Source organism: Agrobacterium sp. NPDC090283, assembly GCF_044769685.1.
GTDB lineage: Bacteria > Pseudomonadota > Alphaproteobacteria > Rhizobiales > Rhizobiaceae > Agrobacterium.
Window position 1 is genome coordinate 127,406 of the sequence record NZ_JBIVYG010000014.1, and the last position, 22,740, is coordinate 150,145.

Annotated in this window: 20 protein-coding genes and 2 pseudogenes; 13 read left to right on the top strand and 9 right to left on the bottom strand. The window is 60.3% G+C overall.

The window, feature by feature from the left end:
• The first annotated feature begins 4 nt into the window (after nucleotides 1-4).
• The 4 genes from ACIQUH_RS19585 (at nucleotide 5) to ACIQUH_RS19600 (ending at nucleotide 7,748) form a co-directional block, all read left to right on the top strand.
• The gene (locus ACIQUH_RS19585; RefSeq protein WP_400817978.1) at nucleotides 5-4,468 is read left to right on the top strand and encodes a strawberry notch-like NTP hydrolase domain-containing protein; all 4,464 of its coding nucleotides are present in this window, start codon (nucleotides 5-7) and stop codon (nucleotides 4,466-4,468) included.
• Between the two features lie 5 nt (nucleotides 4,469-4,473).
• Entirely contained in the window at nucleotides 4,474-5,526 is a 1,053-nt protein-coding gene (locus ACIQUH_RS19590; RefSeq protein ID WP_400817980.1) for a toprim domain-containing protein, read from the top strand.
• A gap of 385 nt (nucleotides 5,527-5,911) precedes the next feature.
• Nucleotides 5,912-6,841 (top strand): DUF2493 domain-containing protein, encoded by a 930-nt coding sequence (locus ACIQUH_RS19595; protein ID WP_400817982.1) that lies wholly within the window; start codon nucleotides 5,912-5,914, stop codon nucleotides 6,839-6,841.
• A gap of 274 nt (nucleotides 6,842-7,115) precedes the next feature.
• Entirely contained in the window at nucleotides 7,116-7,748 is a 633-nt protein-coding gene (locus tag ACIQUH_RS19600) for a hypothetical protein (protein ID WP_400817984.1), read from the top strand.
• Nucleotides 7,749-7,812: 64 nt separating this feature from the next.
• On the opposite strand, the pseudogene ACIQUH_RS19605 reads toward ACIQUH_RS19600, so the two are convergent.
• Nucleotides 7,813-8,043, bottom strand: a pseudogene (locus ACIQUH_RS19605) (antitoxin); the annotation flags it as partial.
• 224 nt (nucleotides 8,044-8,267) lie between these two features.
• On the opposite strand from ACIQUH_RS19605, the gene ACIQUH_RS19610 reads away from it, so the two are divergent.
• The 6 genes and pseudogenes from ACIQUH_RS19610 to ACIQUH_RS19635 all read left to right on the top strand — a co-directional run bounded on the left by ACIQUH_RS19610 (nucleotide 8,268) and on the right by ACIQUH_RS19635 (nucleotide 11,132).
• Complete coding sequence (locus tag ACIQUH_RS19610; protein WP_400817986.1) at nucleotides 8,268-8,534, top strand: type II toxin-antitoxin system ParD family antitoxin; 267 nt, start codon at nucleotides 8,268-8,270, stop codon at nucleotides 8,532-8,534.
• On the top strand, nucleotides 8,531-8,827 hold the full coding sequence (locus ACIQUH_RS19615) for a type II toxin-antitoxin system RelE/ParE family toxin (RefSeq protein WP_400817988.1): 297 nt from the start codon (nucleotides 8,531-8,533) through the stop codon (nucleotides 8,825-8,827). The genes ACIQUH_RS19610 and ACIQUH_RS19615 overlap by 4 nt, the downstream gene beginning before the upstream one ends.
• Nucleotides 8,828-8,939: 112 nt before the next feature.
• Nucleotides 8,940-9,206: a type II toxin-antitoxin system Phd/YefM family antitoxin gene (locus ACIQUH_RS19620; protein WP_400817990.1), complete on the top strand. Its 267-nt coding sequence runs from the start codon at nucleotides 8,940-8,942 to the stop codon at nucleotides 9,204-9,206.
• A pseudogene (locus ACIQUH_RS19625) lies at nucleotides 9,203-9,601 on the top strand (type II toxin-antitoxin system VapC family toxin). Before ACIQUH_RS19620 ends, ACIQUH_RS19625 begins: the two are co-directional and overlap by 4 nt.
• Nucleotides 9,602-10,216: 615 nt before the next feature.
• Nucleotides 10,217-10,540 carry a DUF736 family protein gene (locus tag ACIQUH_RS19630; protein WP_113082129.1) on the top strand — a complete coding sequence of 108 codons (324 nt, stop codon included), beginning with the start codon at nucleotides 10,217-10,219 and terminating at the stop codon, nucleotides 10,538-10,540.
• Nucleotides 10,541-10,958: 418 nt separating this feature from the next.
• The gene (locus ACIQUH_RS19635; protein ID WP_400817992.1) at nucleotides 10,959-11,132 is read left to right on the top strand and encodes a hypothetical protein; all 174 of its coding nucleotides are present in this window, start codon (nucleotides 10,959-10,961) and stop codon (nucleotides 11,130-11,132) included.
• A 70-nt stretch (nucleotides 11,133-11,202) separates the two neighbouring features.
• Here the strand turns inward: ACIQUH_RS19635 and ACIQUH_RS19640 are convergent, their stop codons facing one another.
• The 3 genes from ACIQUH_RS19640 to ACIQUH_RS19650 form a co-directional block, all read right to left on the bottom strand.
• Entirely contained in the window at nucleotides 11,203-11,379 is a 177-nt protein-coding gene (locus ACIQUH_RS19640; protein WP_400817994.1) for a hypothetical protein, read from the bottom strand.
• A 6-nt stretch (nucleotides 11,380-11,385) separates the two neighbouring features.
• A complete protein-coding gene (locus ACIQUH_RS19645) occupies nucleotides 11,386-12,213 on the bottom strand; it encodes a hypothetical protein (protein WP_400817996.1) in 828 nt (275 codons plus the stop codon).
• 165 nt (nucleotides 12,214-12,378) lie between these two features.
• Nucleotides 12,379-13,221 carry a hypothetical protein gene (locus ACIQUH_RS19650; protein ID WP_400817998.1) on the bottom strand — a complete coding sequence of 281 codons (843 nt, stop codon included), beginning with the start codon at nucleotides 13,219-13,221 and terminating at the stop codon, nucleotides 12,379-12,381.
• A gap of 416 nt (nucleotides 13,222-13,637) precedes the next feature.
• Between ACIQUH_RS19650 and ACIQUH_RS19655 the strand changes: the two genes are divergently transcribed.
• Nucleotides 13,638-13,907 (top strand): type II toxin-antitoxin system prevent-host-death family antitoxin, encoded by a 270-nt coding sequence (locus tag ACIQUH_RS19655; RefSeq protein ID WP_400818000.1) that lies wholly within the window; start codon nucleotides 13,638-13,640, stop codon nucleotides 13,905-13,907.
• Complete coding sequence (locus ACIQUH_RS19660; protein WP_400818001.1) at nucleotides 13,904-14,317, top strand: hypothetical protein; 414 nt, start codon at nucleotides 13,904-13,906, stop codon at nucleotides 14,315-14,317. Before ACIQUH_RS19655 ends, ACIQUH_RS19660 begins: the two co-directional genes overlap by 4 nt.
• On the opposite strand, the gene ACIQUH_RS19665 is transcribed toward ACIQUH_RS19660, so the two are convergent.
• The 4 genes from ACIQUH_RS19665 to ACIQUH_RS19680 form a co-directional block, all read right to left on the bottom strand.
• Nucleotides 14,301-14,564: a WGR domain-containing protein gene (locus ACIQUH_RS19665; protein ID WP_400818003.1), complete on the bottom strand. Its 264-nt coding sequence runs from the start codon at nucleotides 14,562-14,564 to the stop codon at nucleotides 14,301-14,303. The two genes, ACIQUH_RS19660 and ACIQUH_RS19665, sit on opposite strands and share 17 nt — an antisense overlap.
• A 164-nt stretch (nucleotides 14,565-14,728) precedes the next feature.
• Nucleotides 14,729-16,648, bottom strand: coding sequence for a Ti-type conjugative transfer system protein TraG (traG, locus tag ACIQUH_RS19670; protein WP_400818005.1), 1,920 nt, complete (start codon nucleotides 16,646-16,648; stop codon nucleotides 14,729-14,731).
• A complete protein-coding gene (locus ACIQUH_RS19675; RefSeq protein WP_400818007.1) occupies nucleotides 16,639-16,878 on the bottom strand; it encodes a conjugal transfer protein TraD in 240 nt (79 codons plus the stop codon). The genes traG and ACIQUH_RS19675 overlap by 10 nt, the downstream gene beginning before the upstream one ends.
• Nucleotides 16,868-17,155 carry a TraC family protein gene (locus tag ACIQUH_RS19680; RefSeq protein ID WP_400818009.1) on the bottom strand — a complete coding sequence of 96 codons (288 nt, stop codon included), beginning with the start codon at nucleotides 17,153-17,155 and terminating at the stop codon, nucleotides 16,868-16,870. Before ACIQUH_RS19680 ends, ACIQUH_RS19675 begins: the two co-directional genes overlap by 11 nt.
• 239 nt (nucleotides 17,156-17,394) lie before the next feature.
• Here ACIQUH_RS19680 and traA point away from each other — a divergent pair, with 239 nt between their 5' ends.
• Nucleotides 17,395-22,032 (top strand): Ti-type conjugative transfer relaxase TraA, encoded by a 4,638-nt coding sequence (gene traA, locus ACIQUH_RS19685; protein WP_400818011.1) that lies wholly within the window; start codon nucleotides 17,395-17,397, stop codon nucleotides 22,030-22,032.
• A gap of 202 nt (nucleotides 22,033-22,234) precedes the next feature.
• Here traA and ACIQUH_RS19690 read toward each other — a convergent pair whose 3' ends face one another.
• Complete coding sequence (locus tag ACIQUH_RS19690; RefSeq protein WP_400818013.1) at nucleotides 22,235-22,585, bottom strand: hypothetical protein; 351 nt, start codon at nucleotides 22,583-22,585, stop codon at nucleotides 22,235-22,237.
• Nucleotides 22,586-22,740: the final 155 nt, after the last annotated feature.

Below are 22,740 nucleotides of genomic sequence, written 5' to 3' on the forward strand. Positions count from 1 at the left end.
TCCTATGAACATCATTTCTTCCCGCGCCGCGAACACGGCCGCTACTTCGCTTGTTTCCGCCAGCCGTGCGGACAACATTCTCAACGCCAGCCGTGAGCTTCTGCCGTTTCTCGAACGCGGCCATGCCATCGGCGCAGCCGATCTTCGCACCATCCTGATGAACGCTTTTGGCGGCTCGGATGCCGAGGGCTTCTGGTCCTGGAAGGACGCCTATGAGGCAACGGAAGTCGCACAAGTTCTTTTCTTGCGCAAGTTCGGCGGTGCAATCGCAGCCCGTGCAAATGCGTCGCAGGTAGCGCTTGCCATGCTCAACAAGGTTGCAGGCTTGATCCCGACCCACACACGGCGCTCCGAAGAAGGCCAGCAGCTCCAGCAGTTTTCCACGCCGATGCCGCTCGCCTATGTCGCGGCCCGCGCCGCAGGCCTCATGGCCGGTGATCTGGTGCTCGAACCGTCGGCGGGAACCGGTCTGATGGCGATCTTCGCGGAACTCGCTCGTGCGCGACTGTCTCTCAACGAATATGCTCCTGTTCGCCACGGCCTTCTGACGCATCTCTTCCCGGGTTCGCCGATCACGCAGCATGACGCCGCCCACATCGACGACTATCTCGATCGCGCGACTCGTCCGACCGTCGTGCTGATGAACCCGCCGTTTTCCGCCGGCGTTCATGTCGAAGGCCGGTTGGTCGACGCTGCATGGCGTCATCTCGCCTCCGCCTTCGCGCGGCTTGCCCCCGGCGGCCGGCTGGTTGCAATCACCGGCTCCAGCCTTTCTCCCGACAATCCCAAATGGCGAGACGCCTTCGTCCGGCTTCAGGACCGCGGCACGGTTCTGTTCAGCGCCGCGATCGATGGCAGCATCTACGCCCGCCACGGCACAACGATGGAAACCCGCCTGACGGTCATCGACAAGATCGCCGCCGCCGATCCGGCAAAGCTCGTTGCATCGCAAGGTGTGGCGCCCGATCTGGAGACGTTGCTCACCTGGATCTCGGGCCTTCCGCCTCGCTCCCCATCCACCGCGCCGAACTCCATCGGCGCGCTGTCCAACGGAATCCTGAGTGCCTGTGCAGCGAAGATGGCTGCCCGCAAAGCGGCCGACACCATGCGCCCTGCGGCGGTGATGGCTCCAGCAAACTGCCCTTTAGCCGCTCATGCGCCGCGTCCGGCGTCCTCGCCGGTATTCCGGATCGACGATGAAGTCGTCGAGCTGTCCTACGAACTGCGCGACGAAGCGACAGACGCACGCGCCGATGTCGCCGATGGGATCTACGAACCCTATCAATTACAGGCGATCAGAATTCCGGATGCAAGACCGCATCCGGACAAGCTGGTCGAATCCGTCGCCATGGCGTCGGTCGCCCCGCCCAAACCGAGTTACCGTCCGCATCTGCCAAAGCGCATCGTGTCCGGCGGCGATCTCTCTGACGCCCAGCTTGAAAGCGTGATCTATGCCGGCGAGGCCCATTCCGGTTATCTTGCCGGCCACTGGTCCCTCGATGCCAGTTTCGACAATTTGAAGGCGGTCACCCCGGAGACCGAAGGCGCTGTCCGCTTTCGCCGAGGCTGGTTTTTGGGCGATGGCACGGGAGCCGGAAAAGGCCGCCAGGCCGCCGGCATCATATTGGACAATTGGCTGAAGGGTCGTCGCCGGCACCTGTGGATCTCGAAATCCGAGACCCTGATCGAGGATGCCCAGCGTGACTGGGAGGCACTCGGCCAGGAAAAGCTGCTGGTGACGCCATTGTCACGCTATCGGCAGGGAAAACCGATCAAACTCGATGAAGGCATCCTCTTCGTCACCTTCGCGACACTGCGCACCGATGAGCGCGAAGGCAAGCGCTCACGCGTCCAGCAGATCGTTGACTGGCTGGGTCAAGAGGCGGGGAGCGGCGACGCCGCGACAGGAAGCGCAAAAGGCTTCGACGGCGTCGTCATCTTCGATGAAGGGCATGCCATGGCCAATGCCGCCGGTGGCAAGTCGGATCGTGGCGAGAAGTCTGCCTCGCAACAGGGCCGGGCCGGCCTGCGCCTTCAGCGCGCTCTGCCGAATGCCCGTGTTGTCTACGTTTCCGCGACCGGCGCGTCCGAGGTGGAGGCGCTCGCCTATGCCGAACGCCTCGGTCTCTGGGGTGCCGCGGACTTTCCCTTCTCGACCCGGTCCGAGTTTATCGCGGCGATTGAGGACGGCGGCGTGGCCACGATGGAAGTCCTGACGCGCGATCTCAAGGCCATGGGTCTCTACGCCTCCAGGTCGTTGTCCTTCGAGGGCGTTGAATATGACATCCTTGAACACGAACTGACCGAGGAGCAGGTCCGCATCTACGACTCTTATGCCGAAGCGTACCAGGTCATCCACAATCATCTCGATCAGGCACTGGAGGCTTCGGGCATCACGTCGTGTGGCGGCACGCTCAACAGACAAGCCAAAGCCTCCGCCCGCTCCGCCTTCGAAAGCACCAAGCAGCGTTTCTTCAACCATCTCCTGACGTCGATGAAGACGCCGGCGCTGATGAGTGCCATCAAGGCGGACGTGGAAGAAGGCCACGCGGCGATCGTCCAGATCATATCCACCGGCCAGTCCCTGATCGAGCGCCGGCTCGCGGAAATCCCGACAGAGGAATGGAACGATATCCAGGTGGATGTCACGCCGCGTGAGATCGTCGCCGAGTACCTCAACAATTCCTTCCCGACCCAGCTCTTCGAGGAATATTCCGACGCCGAAGGCAATCTCCTGTCGCGGCCGGTCTATGACGCCGATGGCAATCCCGTCCTATGCCGCGAAGCCGTTGCCCGCCGTGATACGCTGCTCGAAGGGCTTGGCAGTCTTCCTGCCATTCCGACCGCTCTCGACCAGATCGTCCAGCAATTCGGCACTGGTCAAGTGGCCGAGATCACCGGCCGCGGCCGCCGCATCGTTCGGCGCGAGGATGGCGGCACGATCGCTCGCTTTGCCGTCGAGAGCCGGCCGGGCAGCGCCAACCTCGACGAGACCCGCGCCTTCATGGACGACGAGAAGCCGATCCTGATTTTCAGCGAGGCAGGGGGAACGGGGCGGTCTTACCATGCCGATCTTGGAGCGAAGAACCAGCGCCTGCGCTTCCACAATCTCCTCGAAGCGGGCTGGCGGGCAGATGTGGCGATCCAGGGGCTCGGCCGCAGCCATCGCACCAACCAGGCGCAGCCGCCGCGTTTCCGCATGATCGCCACCAATGTGAAAGCCGAAAGGAGGTTTCTGTCGACGATCGCAAGGCGTCTCGACACGCTCGGCGCCATCACCCGCGGGCAGCGCCAGACCGGCGGTCAGGGCATGTTCCGCAGTGAAGACAACCTCGAATCCCAATATGCCCGTGATGCGTTGCGGCAGTTCTATAAGCTGGTCCATGCCGGCGGTATCGAAGGTTGCTCGCTGGAAAAATTCGAGGCGATCACCGGCCTGTCGCTAACGGCAGAAGAGGGTGGACTCAAGGATGAACTGCCGCCGATCCACACCTTCCTCAACCGCATGCTGGCATTGACCATCGCCATGCAGAACCTGCTGTTCGACGCCTTCGAGCAATTGCTGGCCGCCCGCATCGAGGGTGCCATCGCCGCGGGCGTCTACGACAAGGGTCTTGAGACGCTGACAGCGGATCATATGACGGTGAAGGACCGGCGGCTGGTCTACACTCATCCGGTCACCGGCGCTCAATCACACCTCCTGACCATCGAGCGTATGGATCGCAACAGGCCAATGCCGCTTGCCGATGCTCTGAGCCTCGCCGCGTGCGATCCGCACGCCATTCTGATGATCAACGGCAAGTCCGGCCGCCCGGCGGTGCAGGTTCGGACCCGATCGGTCATGCTCGACGACGGTTCGATCCAGCCGCGCGTCGCGCTCATCCGTCCGATGGGCGAGATCCGCTTCGAAGTGCGTCAGCTCGAAGAAACAAACTGGGAAGCGACGGACGAGCAGAGCTTCTCCGCCGCATGGGAGGCGGAAGTCGCCAGTCTCGCCGAATTCTCCGTATCGACCATGCATGTAGTGTCCGGCCTGTTGCTGCCGATCTGGAAGCTGCTGCCGCAGGATTATTGCCGGATCTATCGTCTCCAGACCGATGACGGCGAGCGCGTCGTGGGACGTCTGGTCTCCCCGGAGGGTCTTACGCGGCTTTGCCGGAATTTTGGGCTCGACCAGACCGAGGTCGTCAGCGCCGCTGAGGTCTGGCAATCGCTGATCGGCGGCTCCTCTGTTGTCGCGCTTGCCGGCAACATGACCCTCAGGCGTATCCGGGTGATGAACGACTATCGCGTCGAGCTCACCGGCTTTTCCGATGGCATGCGCGACAGGCTGCGATCACTTGGCCTGTTCTCCGAAATGATCGCCTGGAAGGTCAGGTTCTTCATCCCGACCTCGGATGAGGGATTGGCGATCCTCTCCCGTCTGATCGAGCGATATCGCATCGTCGACGTCGCCGGTCGGGGGTAACTGTCATGTCGTCCGCATCTGAGCTGGCGGATCGTCTCGCACGCAATGCCGAGGCGGTCTGCCGTCATTATCTCTCCGCCGGCCGCAGGGCCGGCAATTACTGGATTGTTGGTGATGTCGCCAACAACAAGGGTAAGTCGCTCTATGTTCACCTCTCTGGTTCTCGCAAGGGAAGGTGGGCGGATGCGGCGACGGCTCAGTTCGGCGATCTGCTCGATCTTGTGCGGGAAACCTGCGGGCTGGTCGATTTCCGCGACGTGGCCGACGAGGCGCGGCGTTTTCTGAAGGAACCCCAACCCGATCCCGCGTCGTCCCTCAGGGACGACGCCCGCCCAGATCCGCCGGTTGACAGGCCGGCAAACGAACGCGCGCAGCGCCTGTTCCGGATGACGCAACCGCTTGTCCGTACGCTGGCCGACAGCTATCTGCGCCAGCGGGGCATCCTGCAGGCAGCTTTGCATCCCGCGCTCCGGTTTCACCCCTCCTGCTACTATCGCGATCTCGTCACGGGCAGGACGAGCAGTTTTCCGGCGCTGATCGCAGCCGTGACCGATCGCTTCGGAACGATCACCGGCGTACATCGCACGTATCTCGATCGCTGCGAGCTCGACTCGGGCAGCATCGGCAAGGCGCAGGTGGATACGCCTAGGCGCGCGCTCGGCGGCCTGCTCGGCAATGCCGTGCGCTTTCGCTTTCCGGTTCGTGGCCCCGTGCCGGTCATGATCGCAGGCGAGGGGCTCGAAAGCATATTGTCACTGTCGCATGTTATGCCCACCATGCCGATGGCCTCAGCGCTGACCGCCAATCACCTTGCCGCCTTCCGGCCACCGGACGAGTGCGAGCGCCTCTACATTGCTGCGGACGCGGATGCCGCCGGCCGGCACGGCATCGAGGGATTGAGCCGTCGGACGCAGGCGCTCGGCATCCTGCCGCTCGTGCTAACCCCGCAACTCGGCGACTTCAACGAAGATCTGCGCCAACTCGGACTGGATCGGTTGGTCGCCAATCTGCGGGTGCAGCTCGCCCCGGAAGATGCTCGGGTCCTCCTGTCTGCGTGACGTGGCCGTGATGGGGAGACGGGGGAGGGGTTGCGGTGGCGTGGTTGGGAAGGCCGGTGCTTGCCGGTCGCCGCCCGGATGGGCGCGCGCCCGCGGGCCTGCCGGGAGGCGACCCTTACCATGCGGCGGGCGGGCCGCCAGCCGCCGCCGGAAAAGTTTTTTCCCCGCACCGGCTCTCCTCGCGCATCGGCTGCTCCGAAAACCGGTTCCCACTTTTCGGGCCGATGCGGAGCCGGTGCTCCTCGCGGGACAAAAAACTTGCCCCGGCGGGGCCCACTGCTTTGCGTGGCCGCAGCGCGGGGCGCTGCGGTTCTGGTCTGCCTCCGCATGGACAGGGATCGCCGTCAGGCCGCGAGAGGCGCGGCCCAAACCGACGGAGACCATCATGAACCTCATGCTTCCCAACGACGACACCTTCGAGCCACACCACACCTCTTCTCCGACCGACCGCTTCATCTACGAGATGCAGCTTTACGGCCATCGCCCTTTCCAGGACGAGCCGGATCCACGACCCTTGCCCGAGGAGCCGATCGTCCAGTCTGCGCTGACCGCGATCTTCGACGCCCTGTTCGAAATGCTCGGCGACACGCGGCTGGAGCCCGATCTCGAAGACCTGCTCTGGTCGGTTCCCAACCTTTTCCACCGTGCAGGCGAACGCATTCAGCGCGAGCTTCAGCGCAACGAGGATGCGCAGCGCACAGGTCAGCGCGAGCAGGATGGCTCGGAGGTCAAGAGTGTCGAGCTGGAGCGCCATACTGCGGAAGGCATCACGCTTCTGGAGCGCCGCAACGCCTTCGAGTTCATGCGCGACTTTGCGGCTGACCTGTTCGAGGCGCAGACAGGATCGGCCTGGCGCCCGCGCACAGGCTCCAAGGTCAGCCATGCCAACATGACCGCGGCGATGATCGACAGCCGCGACTTCCTGTCGGCCCGCAGGCGAGCCGAGACGGAGGTGCTGATACCGGCTGGCACCAAGATCGCCTTCGGCGGCGGCATGGACTATAACGACCATGAGCAAATCTGGACTGCCCTCGACAAGGCCCATGCCAAATATCCTGATCTGGTCCTGCTGCACGGCGGCTCACCGAAGGGCGCCGAGCGCATTGCCGCCTGCTGGGCTGAGGCCCGCAAGGCGACACAGATCGCCTTCAAGCCTGACTGGACGAAACATGCCAAGGCGGCTCCGTTCCGTCGCAACGATGCCATGCTCTCGGTCATGCCGGCGGGTGTCATCATCTTTCCCGGTTCCGGGATCACCGGTAATCTTGCCGACAAGGCCCGCCAGTTCGGCATCCCGGTCTGGCGCTTCGGCTGAGACAATCCGTAAACGCCCTTCAGAGGCCGTTCGGTTCAACCGCAGCGGCCTCTGAAATATTCCCAAGTCATCATGTGGCCAGTGGTCTCGACCTGTCGCGCGCAAGGGAAGCCAACATTGAGCCTGAAGGCACTGGCTGGGTATGGTTGATGTCGCACGGCCGGATGCTATAGTTCGACCAGGATATCGTATGACTGGCAGGGGTGTTATGCCGAACTCTGTTTCATCGTTTGAACAACGACGCTCATCTCTTCGTCGAGCGGAGATATTCGTCATGTTTCCATTCCGCACGGCCGTCGTGCTTGGTGCTCTTGGGTTTGTTTATTTTGCGCTTGTGTTCAGGCAGCAGGAAAGTCCATCGTGGCTGGCGACCGCAGTAACAGTCGGCATATGGGTCCTTGTTCTGGCAAGCATTGTCCGCTCAGTGATCGCACTGACGACCTCGCCGGACGGACGCTATAACCGTGGTGCTGGCATAGCTGCGGCATTGATCGGGATGTTCATATCAGAGCTGCCCGGACTGAAGCACAGATATCTTGAGATGAGGTTCAGGGATCCGGCCTCATCAATATGCTTCCGTTTTCCATGGCAGATGAAGCATAGCGCTGTTTCGCCGTCGCTGCGATCTATCGAGGTCCTGCTTCTCGCGGTGCGGGCAACGCCTTCCGTGCTGATCCTTCTCGTCTTCGGCTTGATTGTCGGCAATGCCGATCTATGGGGACCGGCACTCGGACAGCCTGCTTTTGCGATTATTATCGCTTTCGGATGGATGATTGTTATTCTGAGCGCTATCGCGGTTTTGTTTGCTTTGATCGACGCAATGTTTCTACTCTTCGCCGAGGGCATCAAGCCGGCTTTTGCGAACAGAGCACACCGGATAGGGCACTGGTTACTGTCTCTCCGTTGACTTCCTTCGGTCGACCAGTCTTCAACGCAATGACCGTATTCGTGTCGAGAAGATGTGAGATCGGAAACACCCTATCAAGCTTCGGCCGGTCCTGTGGTTTGGGCTGCTCGTGCCCGCCTTTCATGAAATCGTCGCTCACGCCGCGCACCATCGCTGCTTTCAGGGACGACCACGCCTCACCACGCTCGACGTGCGGGCGCAGAATGAGTGCATCGCCCGACATCGAAACGAATTCTTTCGGCAGGCGAACCGCTTGAGAATTACCGGACTGAAATACGCGGGTGATATGAGGCATGGCTCCCTCCTCCTTGTATATATTATGATATATTTAAGTTATTTCTGCTCTCGATTTCAAACAGTACACGCTCAAGATCGACATGCGGGTTTTGTGACGCGCAGGGCATGCCACATTCCAAATATCACATTGGGTATACTGCATGTGACGTAAAAAGTGGTGAGCATTGATAATAGTTGATAAATCGAATATCCTTTGCGAATACACGCGACGGAGGTTTTGACATGATCAGTGCCGATTTGGGTAAACAGCTCGAAAGCTATATCCAGCAGCTTGTCGATACAGGTCGCTATGGCTCCAAGAGTGAAGTGCTGCGCGAGGGCGTGCGGCTTGTGCAGGACAGAGAAACAAAGCTGGCCGCACTCGATGCGTCGATTATGCGTGGGTTGGCCGATGCTGACGCTGGCCGCACGAAGCCGGCCAGTAAGGTGTTTGACCGCCTGGAGGCCAAATATCGTGCAATGGCTGAACAGGATGAACAGTCCGCATGATCGTTGAATTTTCCGGCGAGGCGGAAAGCGATCTTGAACACATCGCGGATTACATCGCCAACGATAATCCGCGCCGGGCGCTCTCCTTCGTCCAGGAACTTCGCGGCAAGTGCGAAGCATTGGCATACAATCCCTTGGCGTTTCCTCTGGCGCCCCGATATGAAGGCTACGGCATTCGCCGCCAGGTGCATGGGAACTATCTTATTTTCTATCGTGTAGACGCCGAACAAGTGGTCATTGTTCATGTCTTGCATGGTGCATCGGACTACGCTGCCGTACTCTTTGAAAGATAGGCTGACGCGGAGAGAATTCAGCTAACATCATTTGTTGAGCCTATCAGATGAAGACGGCCTTGCATTTTCGGTGATTTGTGTCCGCATTTTTGCACTCAATCGGAGCCTCGCTATGCCACAATCCCGGCAACAGACATCTGCTCCCCGTCGTGTCGGGTTGCGCGAGTTTCGCAGCAACCTGATGTCCTTCCTGAAACAGGTCGAGGATGGTCATCGGTTTGTTCTCACTTCCCATCATAAGGTCGTCGCGGAAATCGGACCGCCATCAAAGGATATTGGCGCTCGCAATCCCGGCGCGTTGCGCGGGAAGATCAAAATTGCCAAAGACTTCGACACCCTGCCGGCGGATGTTTTGGCCTCGATGGAAGACGAGGCGTGAGGCTACTTCTCGATGCGCATGCCTTGTTGTGGTGGCTGAACGACGATGAGAAGCTGGGAAGCCATGCATGAGCCTTATCGGCGATCCTGAGAACGATGTCCTCGTCAGTGTCGTTTCACTTTGGGAAATCACCGTGAAGCTGCGGATCGGTAAGCTTGATGCCGATATAGAAGAGATTCTTGCGATCTTGCCGAGTCAGGGTTTCGATCGGCTGGATATCAAAGACGCGCATCTTATCGCTCTTGCTGCTCTCCCGCTTCATCACCGCGATCCCTTCGATCATCTCCTCATGGCTCAGGCCGCGGCAGAGGAGGCGTGTTTCGTTTCGCAGGATCAGAATTGTCCCACTCTACGGCATTCCGTTTGTGACTTGCGCGGATCCTGTCGCCTTGTGATCTCCGATGGGCCTGGCTTTGCCGACGAAGCCGTCCCAGTTCGCTTAGCTGCTGGCCTGCGGGCAGGTAGCGTGCCAGAGGATATCCATTGTCCGGATGAACGAGCGATAGCCGGGTAAGCTGCAAAGATCGCGCATCGGATATCGGGCGGGCGCAGCACCACCAGATGTTGCCGCAGGGTCGGCAATGGACAACGGTCGCTGTGGCGATCGTCCCGTCCGCGAAGGAAGGGCGAAATGGGAACGTCACCGCATGCCTTTTGAGCCGGGAGGCGGCCGCCAGGAGGTGGTGTTGCCCCGGATGGTGGCGAAACACTTGATGGAGCTGTACGGTTGCTTTGTACAGCGCCGGGCCGGGCAGCCATGATGGTCTCTTGCCCTTCGATTGCCCCGAACCATTCCCGTTGTATGTCGCTCGTATAGACGACCGCCCGCTTTTGCGGCCAACCCCTGAAGGGGTAAGACTCGCCCGAAATTTCTGCAAAATTCTATTTCGGTTCCTTGTTTTGGCGGAAAATATAATTTTGCAAAATTTTCAGGCGAGCTGACCGCAGCTGCCGGCCGTCTCTTCGTGCGCCATCGGGAATGGTCCCGAGCAACCGAAGGAGACAATACCATGGCCACCACGATCGCAACCCTGACGCAGAAGACCGACGGCAGCCTCGAAGGCGTTTTCGCCACTATCCGGGTCAACGCACCGATCGCTATCGTCCCGAATGCCCAGAAGGCAAGCGAGGAAGCGCCCGACTTCCGCGTCATCCATCGCAAGACAGGCTTCGAGATCGGCGCAGGCTGGAACCGCATTGCCCGCCAGACCGGCGAGGAATACCTCTCGGTGAAGCTGGAGGCGCCCGAGATCGGCGTGATCTTCGGCAATCTCGCCCAAGCCCCTGGTGGCGATCCGGCGAAAAAGGTGATCCTCTGGAACAACCCGAACTGAGTGGCAGGCAGCCGGCCCCGAGCGATCGGGGCCGGCTCCGGCATTTTGGCACTGACTAATCCGCGTAGTCATGGGAGCGAAAGCGGGCATCGAGCCCGCCTGGCTGTGCGTAAAGACCTGGGAGGGATCGAGAAGATATTATTCGAAATCGATTTGCCCCGAGGATAGGCCGATCTGGAATACGGTCGCGTCCCCTGGCCGGGGCCGCGGGTTCTCTTCTTTCTGCCGCCCTAGTTTACGGCTGCTCAGTCCGCCTCAAGGACGAGCGTGGGCCCCCGATTTTGCCTCCGCTCCGGTTTCCCTGCGCTCCGATAAAACCGGCACCCCACTCGCCGCCGCTGGCGGTCGCTCCGCGCTCCTTGACCCGTGCTTCGTGCGCACGTCGCCCCGTTGACGTCATCAAAAGGAGACGATCAACATGACTACTCTCGATCAAATCAACGAACTGCGTGCGGAGCTTCGGAGCTGCTATTTTACCAAAGCTGAGCGCGCGATGGCGAAGGCCGAGCTCGCCGCCCTTGTCGCTCAGGCGCAGGCCGAGGAAGAGCAGTTCGCAAGCGACATCGCACTCTATCTTGCTGACCTCGAATGAGGTCGGCAATAAAAACGAGGGGGCGGTTCCCCCTCGTTTTCTACCATTTGGCCACATTTTCACTTGACTGTCAGGATAACGCGCCGAGCTGCGGAACGCCGTCTATCGCGACGAGCGCCAGGAGATCGAAGAGGAACTCGCCAAGGCTATCGTGGAACGCGACCTTCTTCTTGCCGACGCATACGGTCGATCTTCGGCGGGCCTCCCTTCTGAAGGAGGTTTTTGCCCTGGTGATGATCAAAGACACGCAGTCTCATTCCAATAAATCACCTGCATGATTGCGAGCGGATTGTTCTCGCTGTCTCTGTCGAAACCTCTTCACATAAGCGGCATCGACAATGTCGTCAGCTCCAAGGTCGAGCGCGCAATTTGCGATCGATGCCAATGTGCCATCACTAATCTTGAACCCGAGTGGAAGGAAACCATAACCCTTCGCACTGTTCTCCTCGATCGCCGCAAACAACGCCTTGAAATAGTCAGATAAGGACGCGCGGCGTGCCTTGGTCCCGGCTGCTGTCAATGGATCGCATGCCAGTGACCTTGCTGCGGCGGCATCACGAGACAGTGTACGCGCGAAATCACCGAGCGTTGGCCAATACTTGAGATCGTATTGCCCGCTCAGGGCAGAAAATTCCGCCCGGACAAATGAGTTGAAACGATGGTTTTGAGCAGCGGCCTGGACGATAACATCGCAGACATCGTAGTGGGTTTCACTGTGGAAAGATGACTTGTTATGAAGCTCCGAGCGTTCGTCCAGAAGCAGTGCCAATTCGCCTGCTTTTGACGCAATCGCGGCATTCACCGTATCTAGCCGTTCTCGTTGCCTTCGTGCCTTGTCGAGCTTTTCCGGGCTCCAAAACGCGCTCGTAGAGAGGATGGCTCCCAGACACGTCTCCAGAGCATTACGGTGCTTCTGAAGCTTACCCACCATTTCTGCATACGCCTCTACCAGTTCCAGCTGCCTTGACAGGAGCCGATGCGCTACGATGTTCTCACTTGGCAGGATATGGCGTTCCGTATTGTAGCTGATCCCAGCGCGAAGAATGGACTCGCAGAGCTCTACCGGATTGCTCGTTGTCATATTTCTACCTCGATTGCTTCTTGTTCGGGAAGCAACCTTATCCTAAGCCCCAATGCGTGGCGGTACCTTACGTCAGGAAAGTCGTGAGGCACTCCGGTACTGGATGCACACATGGCGTCCGGCGACAGAACAGCAGTTCGGAATTTCGTATTCGAGCCGCGACGATCAAGTGTTCTTCATTTTCCTGGTCGTTTCCTGCATCTTTTCGATTTCTGTTTTGATCTTGTCCGGGTCGGCATCGCCGAGGAAAGGCATACTGGGGACAAAGAGCGAGTTTTTCTCCGAAGCCATTTTCACGACCGCCTGCTCGACCCGATCCAGCTGACGACTTGCCCGCTCCGCGTAGCTATTCTGGCAAATATTGGGGCGCCACGCGCGGTTGAGAACTGGAGACCGCCCATTGCGCTTACGGAGGTTCTCTTTTGCCTGATCGAATTCGGCGCATGCGGTTGCAGCCGCGGCGAGCCTCTTCGGCAATTCATCCTTTATCAACGCCAACTGAGCCTGGGCGGCCTTGAGCGCATCGGCTGCTTCCTGCATTCGCTTCTGTTGTCGGTCTTGTTCCTGTCTGGCAAGTTCGGCCTTACGCCGCTCGTTCTCACGTGTGGCAAATGCCTGTGCCTCCTCCTGCGCTTTCGCGCGAATGACAGTCAGCCGCTCCGCAAATTCCGCAGTCTCAACATCTTCGAGCTTTAGATTTACAGGGTTCAGGGCTGCATCACGCAGGCGTTCGCCGATCGTGCGCCGGCATTCGGTCTTCAACTGGCCAAGCATCTCCTGCGGCATATCCTTGAAAACCGCGTCTTCCAGTCCGGAAAGAAGACGAACGCATTCCTCGGCCCTTTTCGGGATTGTCTTTGGTGCATCGGCATTTGTCGAGAACATGGAGGAGGAAGAAAATAACAAGAGGATTTGATCATCGCTCACTTCCGGCGCGGATTCGGCGCAACTGGAAAGAGATAGTCCCCAAAACAACGAAATGGCGATTTTGGACGCAAGACGCTTCATAGGCAGAAATAACCTCGTATTTAATTTACTGGTGGTTGTATGAGTCAAATAGCCATTAAATTCCAGTCTCTCTGAAAACTTTCCTGCGAGGGACACTGGGCAACGCCCATGAGGGGTTAACGGAAGCGCTTTGACGACTGGCCAAGCAGAAAGCTCGGTCAGGATAAGGCGCCGAACTGCGAAACATCGTCCATCGCAACGAGCGCCGCTGGATCGAGAAGGCGCTGGCTGAGCGCGAGGCCCTATGGGCTGAGCAGGCGGGCCATATTAGCAGCGAGCCGCCCTTTTAAGGGCGGCTTCCCGCATTCGCCTTTGCAGCAAGCGCCGCCGCCTCGGCAGACCGCTTTCCCCAATATTTGCGTAAATGCTGTTAATGCTGTATATTGCAGCAATCTCAACAATGATAGGAGATCGCCATGCCTCGTTCCGTTGGTTCCTATTCGACCAGTGACCTTTCCCGCAAATCTGGCGACATTATCGCCGAGGCGCTGCGCCACCCCGTTACGATCACCCAGCGCAACAAGCCACGCCTCGTCCTTCTCAACATTGATGACTACGAGCGGTTGATGCGCCAGTCGGATGTCCGTGCCGCCGGCACGATCGAGATGATGCCGGACAGCCTTTTCGATGAGTTTCAGGAGGCTGTCAAATCCTATGCGCAGGAGGACGAGAAGGGCCGGTCATGAGCTTTGTCGATATCCAGACCGCTACCGTCATCCGCTATCCTTATCTTTGGGCGCGGCAGGCCCGCGCGGGAGAGACCGAAGGACGTAAGGACCGACCGGTCACCGTCGGTGTCCGGCTTCGCCGTATGGATGGTGATTTCGTGCTTTTCTTTCCAATCACCACCAAGGAGCCTGAGAAGTCGCGGTTTGCCGCCGAGATTCCTGACACCGAGAAACGTCGTGCAGGTCTCGACTCCGACCGGCGCCTCTGGATCATTCTCGATGAATTCAACACAGATATTGTCGGCAGATCTTTCTATCTGGAGCCGGAACCGCCGATCGGGCGCTTCAGCAAGGCTTTTTTCCTGCCGCTCCTGCGCGAGTTCATTGCCCGTCGCAAGAATCTCGCGGAGATTAGCCGTTTCCGGTAGCGTCAACGGTGCGATAACCGCGGCGGCGCTTTATCCGCGCAAGGCGTTCGAATGCCTGCGTCGCCTCGTCCTTTTCGTCGAAGGTCTCCATCTTCGATTGGCCGTTTGCGCCAATACGGCCCCAGTTTCGAATGACCGAAGCCCCACCGAACAGCGTCGGCTGAATGGCGATCGAGTAGAACCGCCGCATATTCTGCGACTGGTCGATGCGGCGAAGATGAACTGTTGCTGTATCCTTGTCCTTCATGGCCGGAGTCTCGCTTTCTTTGGAAGCAGCGTCCAACGACTTCCTTGAATCAATCCGGCCCGACCGATTCATTGCGATGATGATTGGTGGGTTTGTTCCGCAGCAGTTTGCCGGTTGCTCCGGGAAAAAAGGAGTGGGCGAGGCCCTTGGACACGGTCCAGCACTTACGGACTGAGCTTGACGAACCGATTAGCCTTGGCGGCCGCATCCATGTCCTTTCGGCGAAAGTAGATCGCGCGGCCGCAGCGGATAGGGCTATGCCCCTGCACGATGATGATCTGTTCGTCCTTACGCATCGACTGCGTGATCTCGTGCGGCATGATCAGGGGCCGTCGCTGGAAATTCACATTCTCCGATTTGCGCGACGCGTTGTTCTTCGTATCCCAACCAATGTTACGGGAGCTCCCCTTCACCTCGACCGTCATCTCGCCGCATTGCGCCGAGACGTTGCGAGCCGTGTCGAGCGCCTTGATCGCCGCATAGGAGGCGAAGGCGCAACCATCGATCCATGAGGTCGCACCATCCTTCCCGAAATGCCGCTCAAGCTGACCGACCGACTGGTACATCAGCATCATCGATATCCCATACTTGCGGCCACGATCGCGCGCCTCTTCGAGAACGCGCATGTAGCCGAGCAGGTCGACTTCATCGAGCATGAAGAGCGCCCGCCGCTTGAAACCGCCGTTGGCCTCAATCATCGCATTGATCAGCGCGCCGATGATCACCCGGCCGATACCCGGATAGGATCGCAGGATCGACGCCGGGATATTCAGGAAGACGTCCTTCTTGCCAGTAATGATATCGCTTGATTTGAAGGCATTGCCACAAACCAGTGCGGCATAGCTGTCGAGCGATAGCCATTGCGTATCCTTCGATGCCGTCGAATAAACGCCGGAGAATGTCTGCTCGGTCATGTTGGTGAACACGCCCAACGTTTCGCGGGTGAAGACTGAGGCCGAATTCTCCTGAATGTCGCGCAGCATCGCCAGCACCGACGGCTCGGGTTCGGACACGATCTGGCGCAGGCTGCGCAGATTTCGCCTGCCGGCATAGTCCGGCGACAGCATGACGTGGGCGAGCAGCCCCGTCAGAAGATTGTGCGCCTGGCTTTGGAAGTAGGAGCCGGTCGAACTTTCGAAGCGCGCGCTCTCCGACAGGAGCAAATGGGCGACGCCGACGATATCCTCTTCCTTGTGCTTCGACGTCTCGATGCCGTCGAGCACGTTGAAGCCCATGATCGGGTTCGTCGGATCAAGCACCATGACCTCACGGCCGAGGACGCGGGTGCGATGTTCGACCACCATGGGCGCAACCTCGGTTGACGGATCGAGGCAGATCAGTGGTCCTGTATAGCGCAGCGCCGTCGGCACGACGTTGCTGGTTGTCTTGTATCCACCCGATCCGGCGAAGAACAGCATATGGGTGGAATCGAAATCTTGGCTGTAGGTGAGGAGCGGGGCCTTGCCGCCTTGTCCCCATGTCGAGCGATCGTTCGGATCGAAAGGCAGTTCATGGACGATTTCCTTGTCGACGCGGTAACGCTCGCCGACGACAATTTCGCCATCCGGCGGAAAGAGGTTTCCGGCGGCCGACATCGAGAGCCAATCGGCGTCGCCGAAGGTTGCCCGCCGTGCGCGCTTGACCTGTTCGGGCACGACGGTGGAGATGCGGGCCGAGGCGGCGACCGCCATGAAGCCGCACAGCGCTCCCATCACGACCACCATGTCGAGATAGGAAAGCGCATAGTCCCAACCGACGAGACCGCGCTCGACGGCAGGAGCGAGCCGCCCGTATTCCCTGAGGCCATAGAAGCCGACGACGCCGAGAAAGCACAAGAGGCTCATCATGGCGATCGGTCGTCGGTGATGCATGGGTAGCATCCAAACCGTCAGCAGGCCGGCGAGCGGCCCGAACAGAAGCGCCGGCAACGGAGCCGTGCGCAGGAACCAGTATTCGGTCTTGCCTGACATGCCGGTCGCCAGTCCTGTCCATCGCCAGCCGACGATATGGACGGTGACCGCCGTGACCACGATCGGCACGAGGACCAGCAACAGGCTCGGATGCAGCTTTCCCTTCAATGCCATTCCAGCATCTCCCCGGCGCGCGCGATCTCTCCCTTGAGGGCCGGGGCCTTGAATGCTTCTTCGCCGATATCGCGCAGCCGCCGATGTTCAGGAGAGCCCGCTGTCACGCCCGCGAGTTCAAGCAGACCGCCGAGCAGGAATGCCCGGTCGGCCTTCGACAAGCCTGCCTTGACGACGATGCCGCCAAGCAGGAATTTTTCCCGCGCCTCCTGTTTGCGATCAGCCGTCATTTGAAACTGCCTCCGGCGTTCCAGCCCCACTATCCGTTGATCGACGCGCCGGAGCAGATGCGCCAGCAGCCCCTTTCTTCTCCTCTTTGCGAAATCGCGCGGCGATCTCCTCGAAGATGCGATCGACCTCCTCATCGGCGATCTCCATCTCCGCCAGCCCCGCCTTCGTCGCTGCGCGAGCAAAGCGCTCGGCGGATTTAACTATCAGAGAACGCCTGCGTTCGCGCAGCTTCTCGATTTGGGCATCTATATCCAGAATTGACGATTTAGCAGCCATATCTGTCTCCTTCTCCGTCATGACGATCTTGCAACCTGTCGATTAAACTGACTAGAATGCGATAGTAAAATAGGCTACCTTGTGCAAGTCCCCAAAACGTCGATGCCGGAATTCCGGCCTCGGCCGTCTTCCGGAAAAGCGGTATCGGCCCTGCGGCCCGATTGGTTTGAGGGCCCGATTGGTTTGAGGGCGCAATATACGTCGCTGGCGCGACGTGCTTGAAAGGCTGGGAGGCGTCAGTGGCGATCATGTTCGTCAGAGCGCAGGTGATCGGAAGGGGAGCGGGGCGCAGCATCGTCTCGGCAGCCGCCTATCGTCATCGTGCCCGGATGATGGACGAGCAGGCCGGGACGTCCTTCAGCTATCGGGGAGGGGCGTCCGAACTGATGCACGAGGAACTGGCGCTGCCCGACCAGATCCCGGCCTGGCTGAAGATGGCGATCGCAGGGAAATCCGTCGCCGGCGCTAGCGAGGCGCTCTGGAATGCCGTCGACGCCTTCGAGACACGGGCGGACGCCCAGCTTGCGCGCGAGTTGATCATCGCCCTGCCGGAGGAACTGACGCGGGCGGAGAACATCGCCCTGGTGCGCGAGTTCGTGCAAGACAATTTTACGTCCAAGGGGATGGTCGCGGATTGGGTCTATCACGACAAGGACGGCAATCCGCATATCCATCTGATGACGACGCTGCGTCCCCTGACGGAGGAGGGTTTCGGCCCGAAGAAGGTTGCTGTGCTTGGCGAGGATGGCGAGCCGCTGCGCGTCGTCACGCCGGATCGGCCGAACGGCAAGATCGTCTACAAGCTCTGGGCCGGTGATAAGGAAACCATGAAGGCATGGAAGATTGCCTGGGCGGACACGGCCAATCGGCATCTGGCGCTTGCCGGTCATGAGATCCGTCTCGATGGGCGTTCCTATGCGGAACAGGGTCTCGACGGGATCGCGCAAAAACATCTCGGTCCGGAAAAGGCAGCGCTCGCCCGCAAGGGCGTCGAGATGTATTTTGCGCCGGCCGATCTTGCCCGCCGGCAGGACATGGCGGATCGATTGCTCGCGGAACCGGAGCTTCTGTTGAAGCAGCTCGGCAATGAGCGCTCGACATTCGATGAAAAGGAGATCGCCAAGGCGCTGCATCGCTATGTCGACGATCCAGTCGATTTCGCCAATATCCGGGCGCGCCTGATGGCGTCGGACGATCTCGTAACCCTGAAGTCGCAGGTGTTCGATCCTGAGAGCGGAAAGGCGGCGGAACCGGCCGTCTTCACGACGCGCGATATGCTGCGCATCGAATATGACATGGCGCAGTCAGCACGCATTCTTTCGGAGCGCAAGGGTTTTGTGGTTTCGTCTCAGGCAGTCGCTGCCGCCGTCGAGACCGTTGAGACCGCTGATCCGGAAAAGCGGTTCCGGCTCGATACGGAGCAGGTCGATGCGGTCCGTCATGTCACGGGCGAGAGCGGTATCGCGGCGGTGGTCGGTCTTGCCGGCGCGGGCAAGTCGACCCTGCTTGCGGCGGCGCGCGTTGCCTGGGAAAGCGACGGTCGCCGTGTCGTCGGAGCAGCACTTGCCGGCAAGGCGGCCGAAGGGCTGGAAGACAGTTCCGGCATCAGGTCACGCACGCTGGCGTCATGGGAACTGGCCTGGGCAAGCGGACGCGATCTGCTCGAGCGCGGCAATGTGCTGGTCATCGACGAAGCCGGCATGGTGTCGTCGCAGCAGATGGCGCGCGTGCTGAAGGCTGCCGAGGAGGCTGAGGCGAAAGTCGTCCTCGTCGGTGATGCCATGCAGTTGCAGCCGATCCAGGCCGGTGCTGCGTTCCGGGCTATATCGGAGCGGATCGGCTTTGCTGAACTCGCCGGCGTCCGCCGTCAGCAGGAACAATGGGCGCGCGATGCCTCCCGGCTCTTTGCGCGCGGCGAGGTCGAGAAGGGCCTCGACGCCTATGCCCAACATGGCCATCTGGTCGAGGCGGACACGCGCGATGAGATCGTCGGCCGGATGGTCGCCGACTGGACAAAGGCGCGCAATCGGGCAATCGAGACTTCCTTCTCGGAGGGTCGCGAAGGCCACCTTCGCGGCGACGAGCTGCTCGTGCTCGCCCACACCAACGAGGACGTCAAGCGCCTGAACGAGGCATTGCGATCGGTGATGATCGACGCCGGCGCACTCAGCGATCGTCGCTCGTTCCAGACAGAGCGCGGTGAGCGGGAGTTCGCTACCGGTGACCGGATCATCTTTCTTGAAAATGCCCGTTTCGCGGAACCCCGGGCCAAAAGCCTCGGTCCGCAATATGTGAAGAACGGCATGCTTGGCACGGTCATTTCCACGGGCGACAAACGTAGCGATGCCTTGTTGTCCGTCCGTCTCGACAATGGCCGCGATGTTGTGATCAGCGAAAACAGCTATCGCAATGTCGATCATGGCTATGCCGCCACTATTCATAAATCCCAAGGGTCGACCGTCGATCGGACCTTGGTGCTCGCCACCGGCATGATGGACCAGCACCTGACCTATGTATCGATGACGCGTCATCGCGACGGCGCCGACCTCTATGCCGCGAAAGAGGATTTCGAGGCGAAACCGGAATGGGGATGGAAACCGCGCGCTGATCATGCGGCTGGTGTCATTGGCGAGCTCGTGGAAACCGGCGAAGCGAAGTTCCGGCCCGATGACGAGGATGCCGACGAGAGCCCCTATGCCGACCTCAGGACGGATGACGGAACCGTCCACCGTCTCTGGGGCGCGAGCCTGCCGAAAGCGCTGAAGAAGGGGGGTGTCTCGGAGGGCGACACCGTGACGCTACGCAAGGATGGTGTCGAGAAGGTCAAGGTCGAGATTACGGTCGTTGACGAGAAGACGGGCGAGAAGCGCACCGAGGAACGCGAGGTCGATCGCAATGTCTGGACGGCCAAGCAGATCGAATCCGCGGAAGTTCGCCAGGAGCGTATCGAGAAGGAGAGCCACCGGCCGGAACTGTTCGGGCGTCTTGTCGAGCGCCTGTCGCGCTCCGGTGCGAAAACCACGACACTCGATTTCGAGAGCGAGGAGGGCTATCAGGCGCAGGCGCAGGATTTCGCGCAGCGGCGCGGTATCGACACGCTCTCCAAGGCTGCGGCCGGAATGGAGGAGGGCGCTTCCCGGCGGCTGGCGTGGGTTGCGGAAAAGCGGGCGCAAGTGGCAAAGCTTTGGGAGCGGGCGAGTGTTGCGCTCGGGTTTGCGATCGAGCGCGAACAGAGTGTTGCGTACAATGAAGACCGAGCCGAAACTCTGGCAACGGAAATCCCGCCAACAGAGAAATATCTGATCCCGCCCAGCACCAACTTTGCCCGCAGCGTTGATGAGGATGCACGGCGGGCGCAGATCGCCTCGGACCGGTGGAAAGAGCGGGAAGCGATCCTGTGGCCGGTCCTCGAGAGGATCTATCGCGATCCGGATACAGCGCTTGCCCGTTTGAATGCGTTGGCATCGAATGTGACGACCGAGCCGCGTGAGCTTGCGGATAATCTCGCCACTGCACCAGGTGGGCTTGGCTGCCTTCGCGGCTCCGACCTTACTGTCGAAGGTCGTGCTGCTCGTGGCGAACGCAATACGGCCATCGCCGCGCTGTCGGAACTGCTGCCGCTGGCTCGTGCCCATGCCACGGAATTCCGCCGGCAGGCCGAGCGCTTCGGTATCCGCGAACAGCAACGACGCGCCCATATGTCCATGTCGATCCCGATGCTGTCGAAGCCGGCAATGGCACGCCTCGTCGAAATCGAGAGAATCCGCGAACGGGGCGGGGACGATGCCTACAAGACCGCTTTCGCCTATGCCGTCGAGGACCGCCAACTGGTTCAGGAGGTCAAGGCCGTCAACGACGCCTTGACTGCACGCTTCGGCTGGAGCGCCTTCACCGCGAAGGCCGATGTGGTTGCCCAGCGTAACATCGCCGAGCGCATGCCGGAAGATCTCGCGCCGGAGCGCCGGGAGAAAATCCTCCGCCTGTTCGCCGCCGTCAGGCGTTTTTCCGAGGAACAGCATTTGGCCGAAAAACAGGACCGTTCGAAGATCGTTGCCGGCGCGAGCGTCGAGGTCGGACAGGAAGCGATGCCCATGCTGCCGATGCTCGCCGCTGTGACCGAGTTCAAGACACCGGTGGAAGAAGAAGCGCGCAACCGTGCTGGCGCGGTCGCGCACTATCGTCACCATCGCGCAGCCCTTGCCGAGACCGCGACGCTCATCTGGCGCGATCCTGCAGGCGCGGTCGGAAAGGTCGAGGAGCTTGTCGGAAAAGGCTTTGCCGGCGAGCGGATCGCCGCGGCGGTCAGCAACGATCCCTCTGCCTATGGTGCGCTGCGTGGCTCCGATCGCCTGATGGACAGGCTGCTCGCCCCCGGTCGCGAGCGCAAGGAAGCGCGCCAGGCTGTACCGGAAGCCGCCAGCCGCGTGCGTTCGCTCGGCGCGTCGTGGGCGACAGCCCTTGATGCGGAGACACGAGCCGTCACCGAGGACCGTCGGCGCATGGCGGTTGCCATCCCCGGGCTGTCGCAGGCGGCCGAGGATGCCCTCCGGAAACTGGTGGCAGATGTGAACAGGCAGAACAAGGACAAGGAAAAGAACACCAGACGCGGTGTTGCTGCGGGTTCACTTGAGCCACGTGTCGTCCGGGAGTTTGCAGAGGTCAGCCGGGCGCTCGACGAGCGTTTCGGCCGGAATGCGATCCTGAGGGGTGAGAAGGATACCGGCAATCTCGTCTCACCGATGCAACGCCGCGCCTTCGAGGCGATGCGGGACCGCCTGCAGGTGCTGCAGCAGGTGGTGCGGGCAGAAAGCACTCAGAACATTATCGCCGAGCGCCAGCGTCGCACGATCGAACGAGGCCGTGTTTTCACTCGATAGGAATCGGTACGACGGGACCGAAACGTTTGGTGGAAGATCACAAACGTCGCTGAGGGGATTGATTACGTCAAATCGAGGCAGCCGGCAGCCGCTCGCGACGAGGCCCGTGCCAAGCACAATACTGCATGACGCTGGTCCACTTGGTGGTTCGACAGCTACGCCCTGCAAATCTTCTGTATTGATCCGAGGGAGCCAATGGACTTCATTCTCTCATGTCCGTTGTCGCTGCTCTCGGGAATTGCCCGGACCGGGCCCCTGGTGCTGGCAGCCATGTCACTGATCTTGCGGCGCTGGGCGCGAGCTCCCACAAGTGACCCTCGATCAACGTTTGAATGCCGTAGAACGTGAGCAGGTCTCCGGCGGAGACCCGTACGATGAGACCATCGTTAGCGACTCTGATGATCGCAAACCCGTTCTCGAAGTTGAGTTGCCTGCCGCTGTCCCTGTCGATGATCGACAGGCAGATATCTGTGCTCTGCATGCAGATTTTCTTTGCTATCGCCGGCGCAGCCTCTAGCTCAATGAAGGCCTCCGAGACGTTTTGATACCTCATTCATCCTCCGTCAAAAGTGTCTCCCTTCGGCAATATGTCCAATATACGACATACGGGACGCCCAGCGGGGGATGGACGACAGCATGCAGTTGGTCCTGATGACGGGAAATACCCACAACGGTGCTCGCTCATATGAGGGATCGCCACGCGGTTGG

Bases quoted from the DNA above. Each gene is read 5' to 3' on its own strand.
- ACIQUH_RS19590 (WP_400817980.1), top strand. From the start codon at position 4,474: ATGTCGTCCGCATCTGAGCTGGCGGATCGTCTCGCACGCAATGCCGAG.
- ACIQUH_RS19675 (WP_400818007.1), bottom strand. From the start codon at position 16,878: ATGACGGCTGATCGCAAACAGGAGGCGCGGGAAAAATTCCTGCTTGGC.
- traG (WP_400818005.1), bottom strand. From the start codon at position 16,648: ATGGCATTGAAGGGAAAGCTGCATCCGAGCCTGTTGCTGGTCCTCGTG.
- ACIQUH_RS19645 (WP_400817996.1), bottom strand. From the start codon at position 12,213: ATGACAACGAGCAATCCGGTAGAGCTCTGCGAGTCCATTCTTCGCGCT.
- ACIQUH_RS19690 (WP_400818013.1), bottom strand. From the start codon at position 22,585: ATGAGGTATCAAAACGTCTCGGAGGCCTTCATTGAGCTAGAGGCTGCG.
- ACIQUH_RS19610 (WP_400817986.1), top strand. From the start codon at position 8,268: ATGATCAGTGCCGATTTGGGTAAACAGCTCGAAAGCTATATCCAGCAG.
- ACIQUH_RS19660 (WP_400818001.1), top strand. From the start codon at position 13,904: ATGAGCTTTGTCGATATCCAGACCGCTACCGTCATCCGCTATCCTTAT.
- ACIQUH_RS19650 (WP_400817998.1), bottom strand. From the start codon at position 13,221: ATGAAGCGTCTTGCGTCCAAAATCGCCATTTCGTTGTTTTGGGGACTA.
- ACIQUH_RS19630 (WP_113082129.1), top strand. From the start codon at position 10,217: ATGGCCACCACGATCGCAACCCTGACGCAGAAGACCGACGGCAGCCTC.
- ACIQUH_RS19655 (WP_400818000.1), top strand. From the start codon at position 13,638: ATGCCTCGTTCCGTTGGTTCCTATTCGACCAGTGACCTTTCCCGCAAA.
- ACIQUH_RS19635 (WP_400817992.1), top strand. From the start codon at position 10,959: ATGACTACTCTCGATCAAATCAACGAACTGCGTGCGGAGCTTCGGAGC.
- ACIQUH_RS19680 (WP_400818009.1), bottom strand. From the start codon at position 17,155: ATGGCTGCTAAATCGTCAATTCTGGATATAGATGCCCAAATCGAGAAG.
- ACIQUH_RS19665 (WP_400818003.1), bottom strand. From the start codon at position 14,564: ATGAAGGACAAGGATACAGCAACAGTTCATCTTCGCCGCATCGACCAG.
- ACIQUH_RS19585 (WP_400817978.1), top strand. From the start codon at position 5: ATGAACATCATTTCTTCCCGCGCCGCGAACACGGCCGCTACTTCGCTT.
- ACIQUH_RS19600 (WP_400817984.1), top strand. From the start codon at position 7,116: ATGTTTCCATTCCGCACGGCCGTCGTGCTTGGTGCTCTTGGGTTTGTT.
- ACIQUH_RS19620 (WP_400817990.1), top strand. From the start codon at position 8,940: ATGCCACAATCCCGGCAACAGACATCTGCTCCCCGTCGTGTCGGGTTG.
- ACIQUH_RS19595 (WP_400817982.1), top strand. From the start codon at position 5,912: ATGAACCTCATGCTTCCCAACGACGACACCTTCGAGCCACACCACACC.
- ACIQUH_RS19615 (WP_400817988.1), top strand. From the start codon at position 8,531: ATGATCGTTGAATTTTCCGGCGAGGCGGAAAGCGATCTTGAACACATC.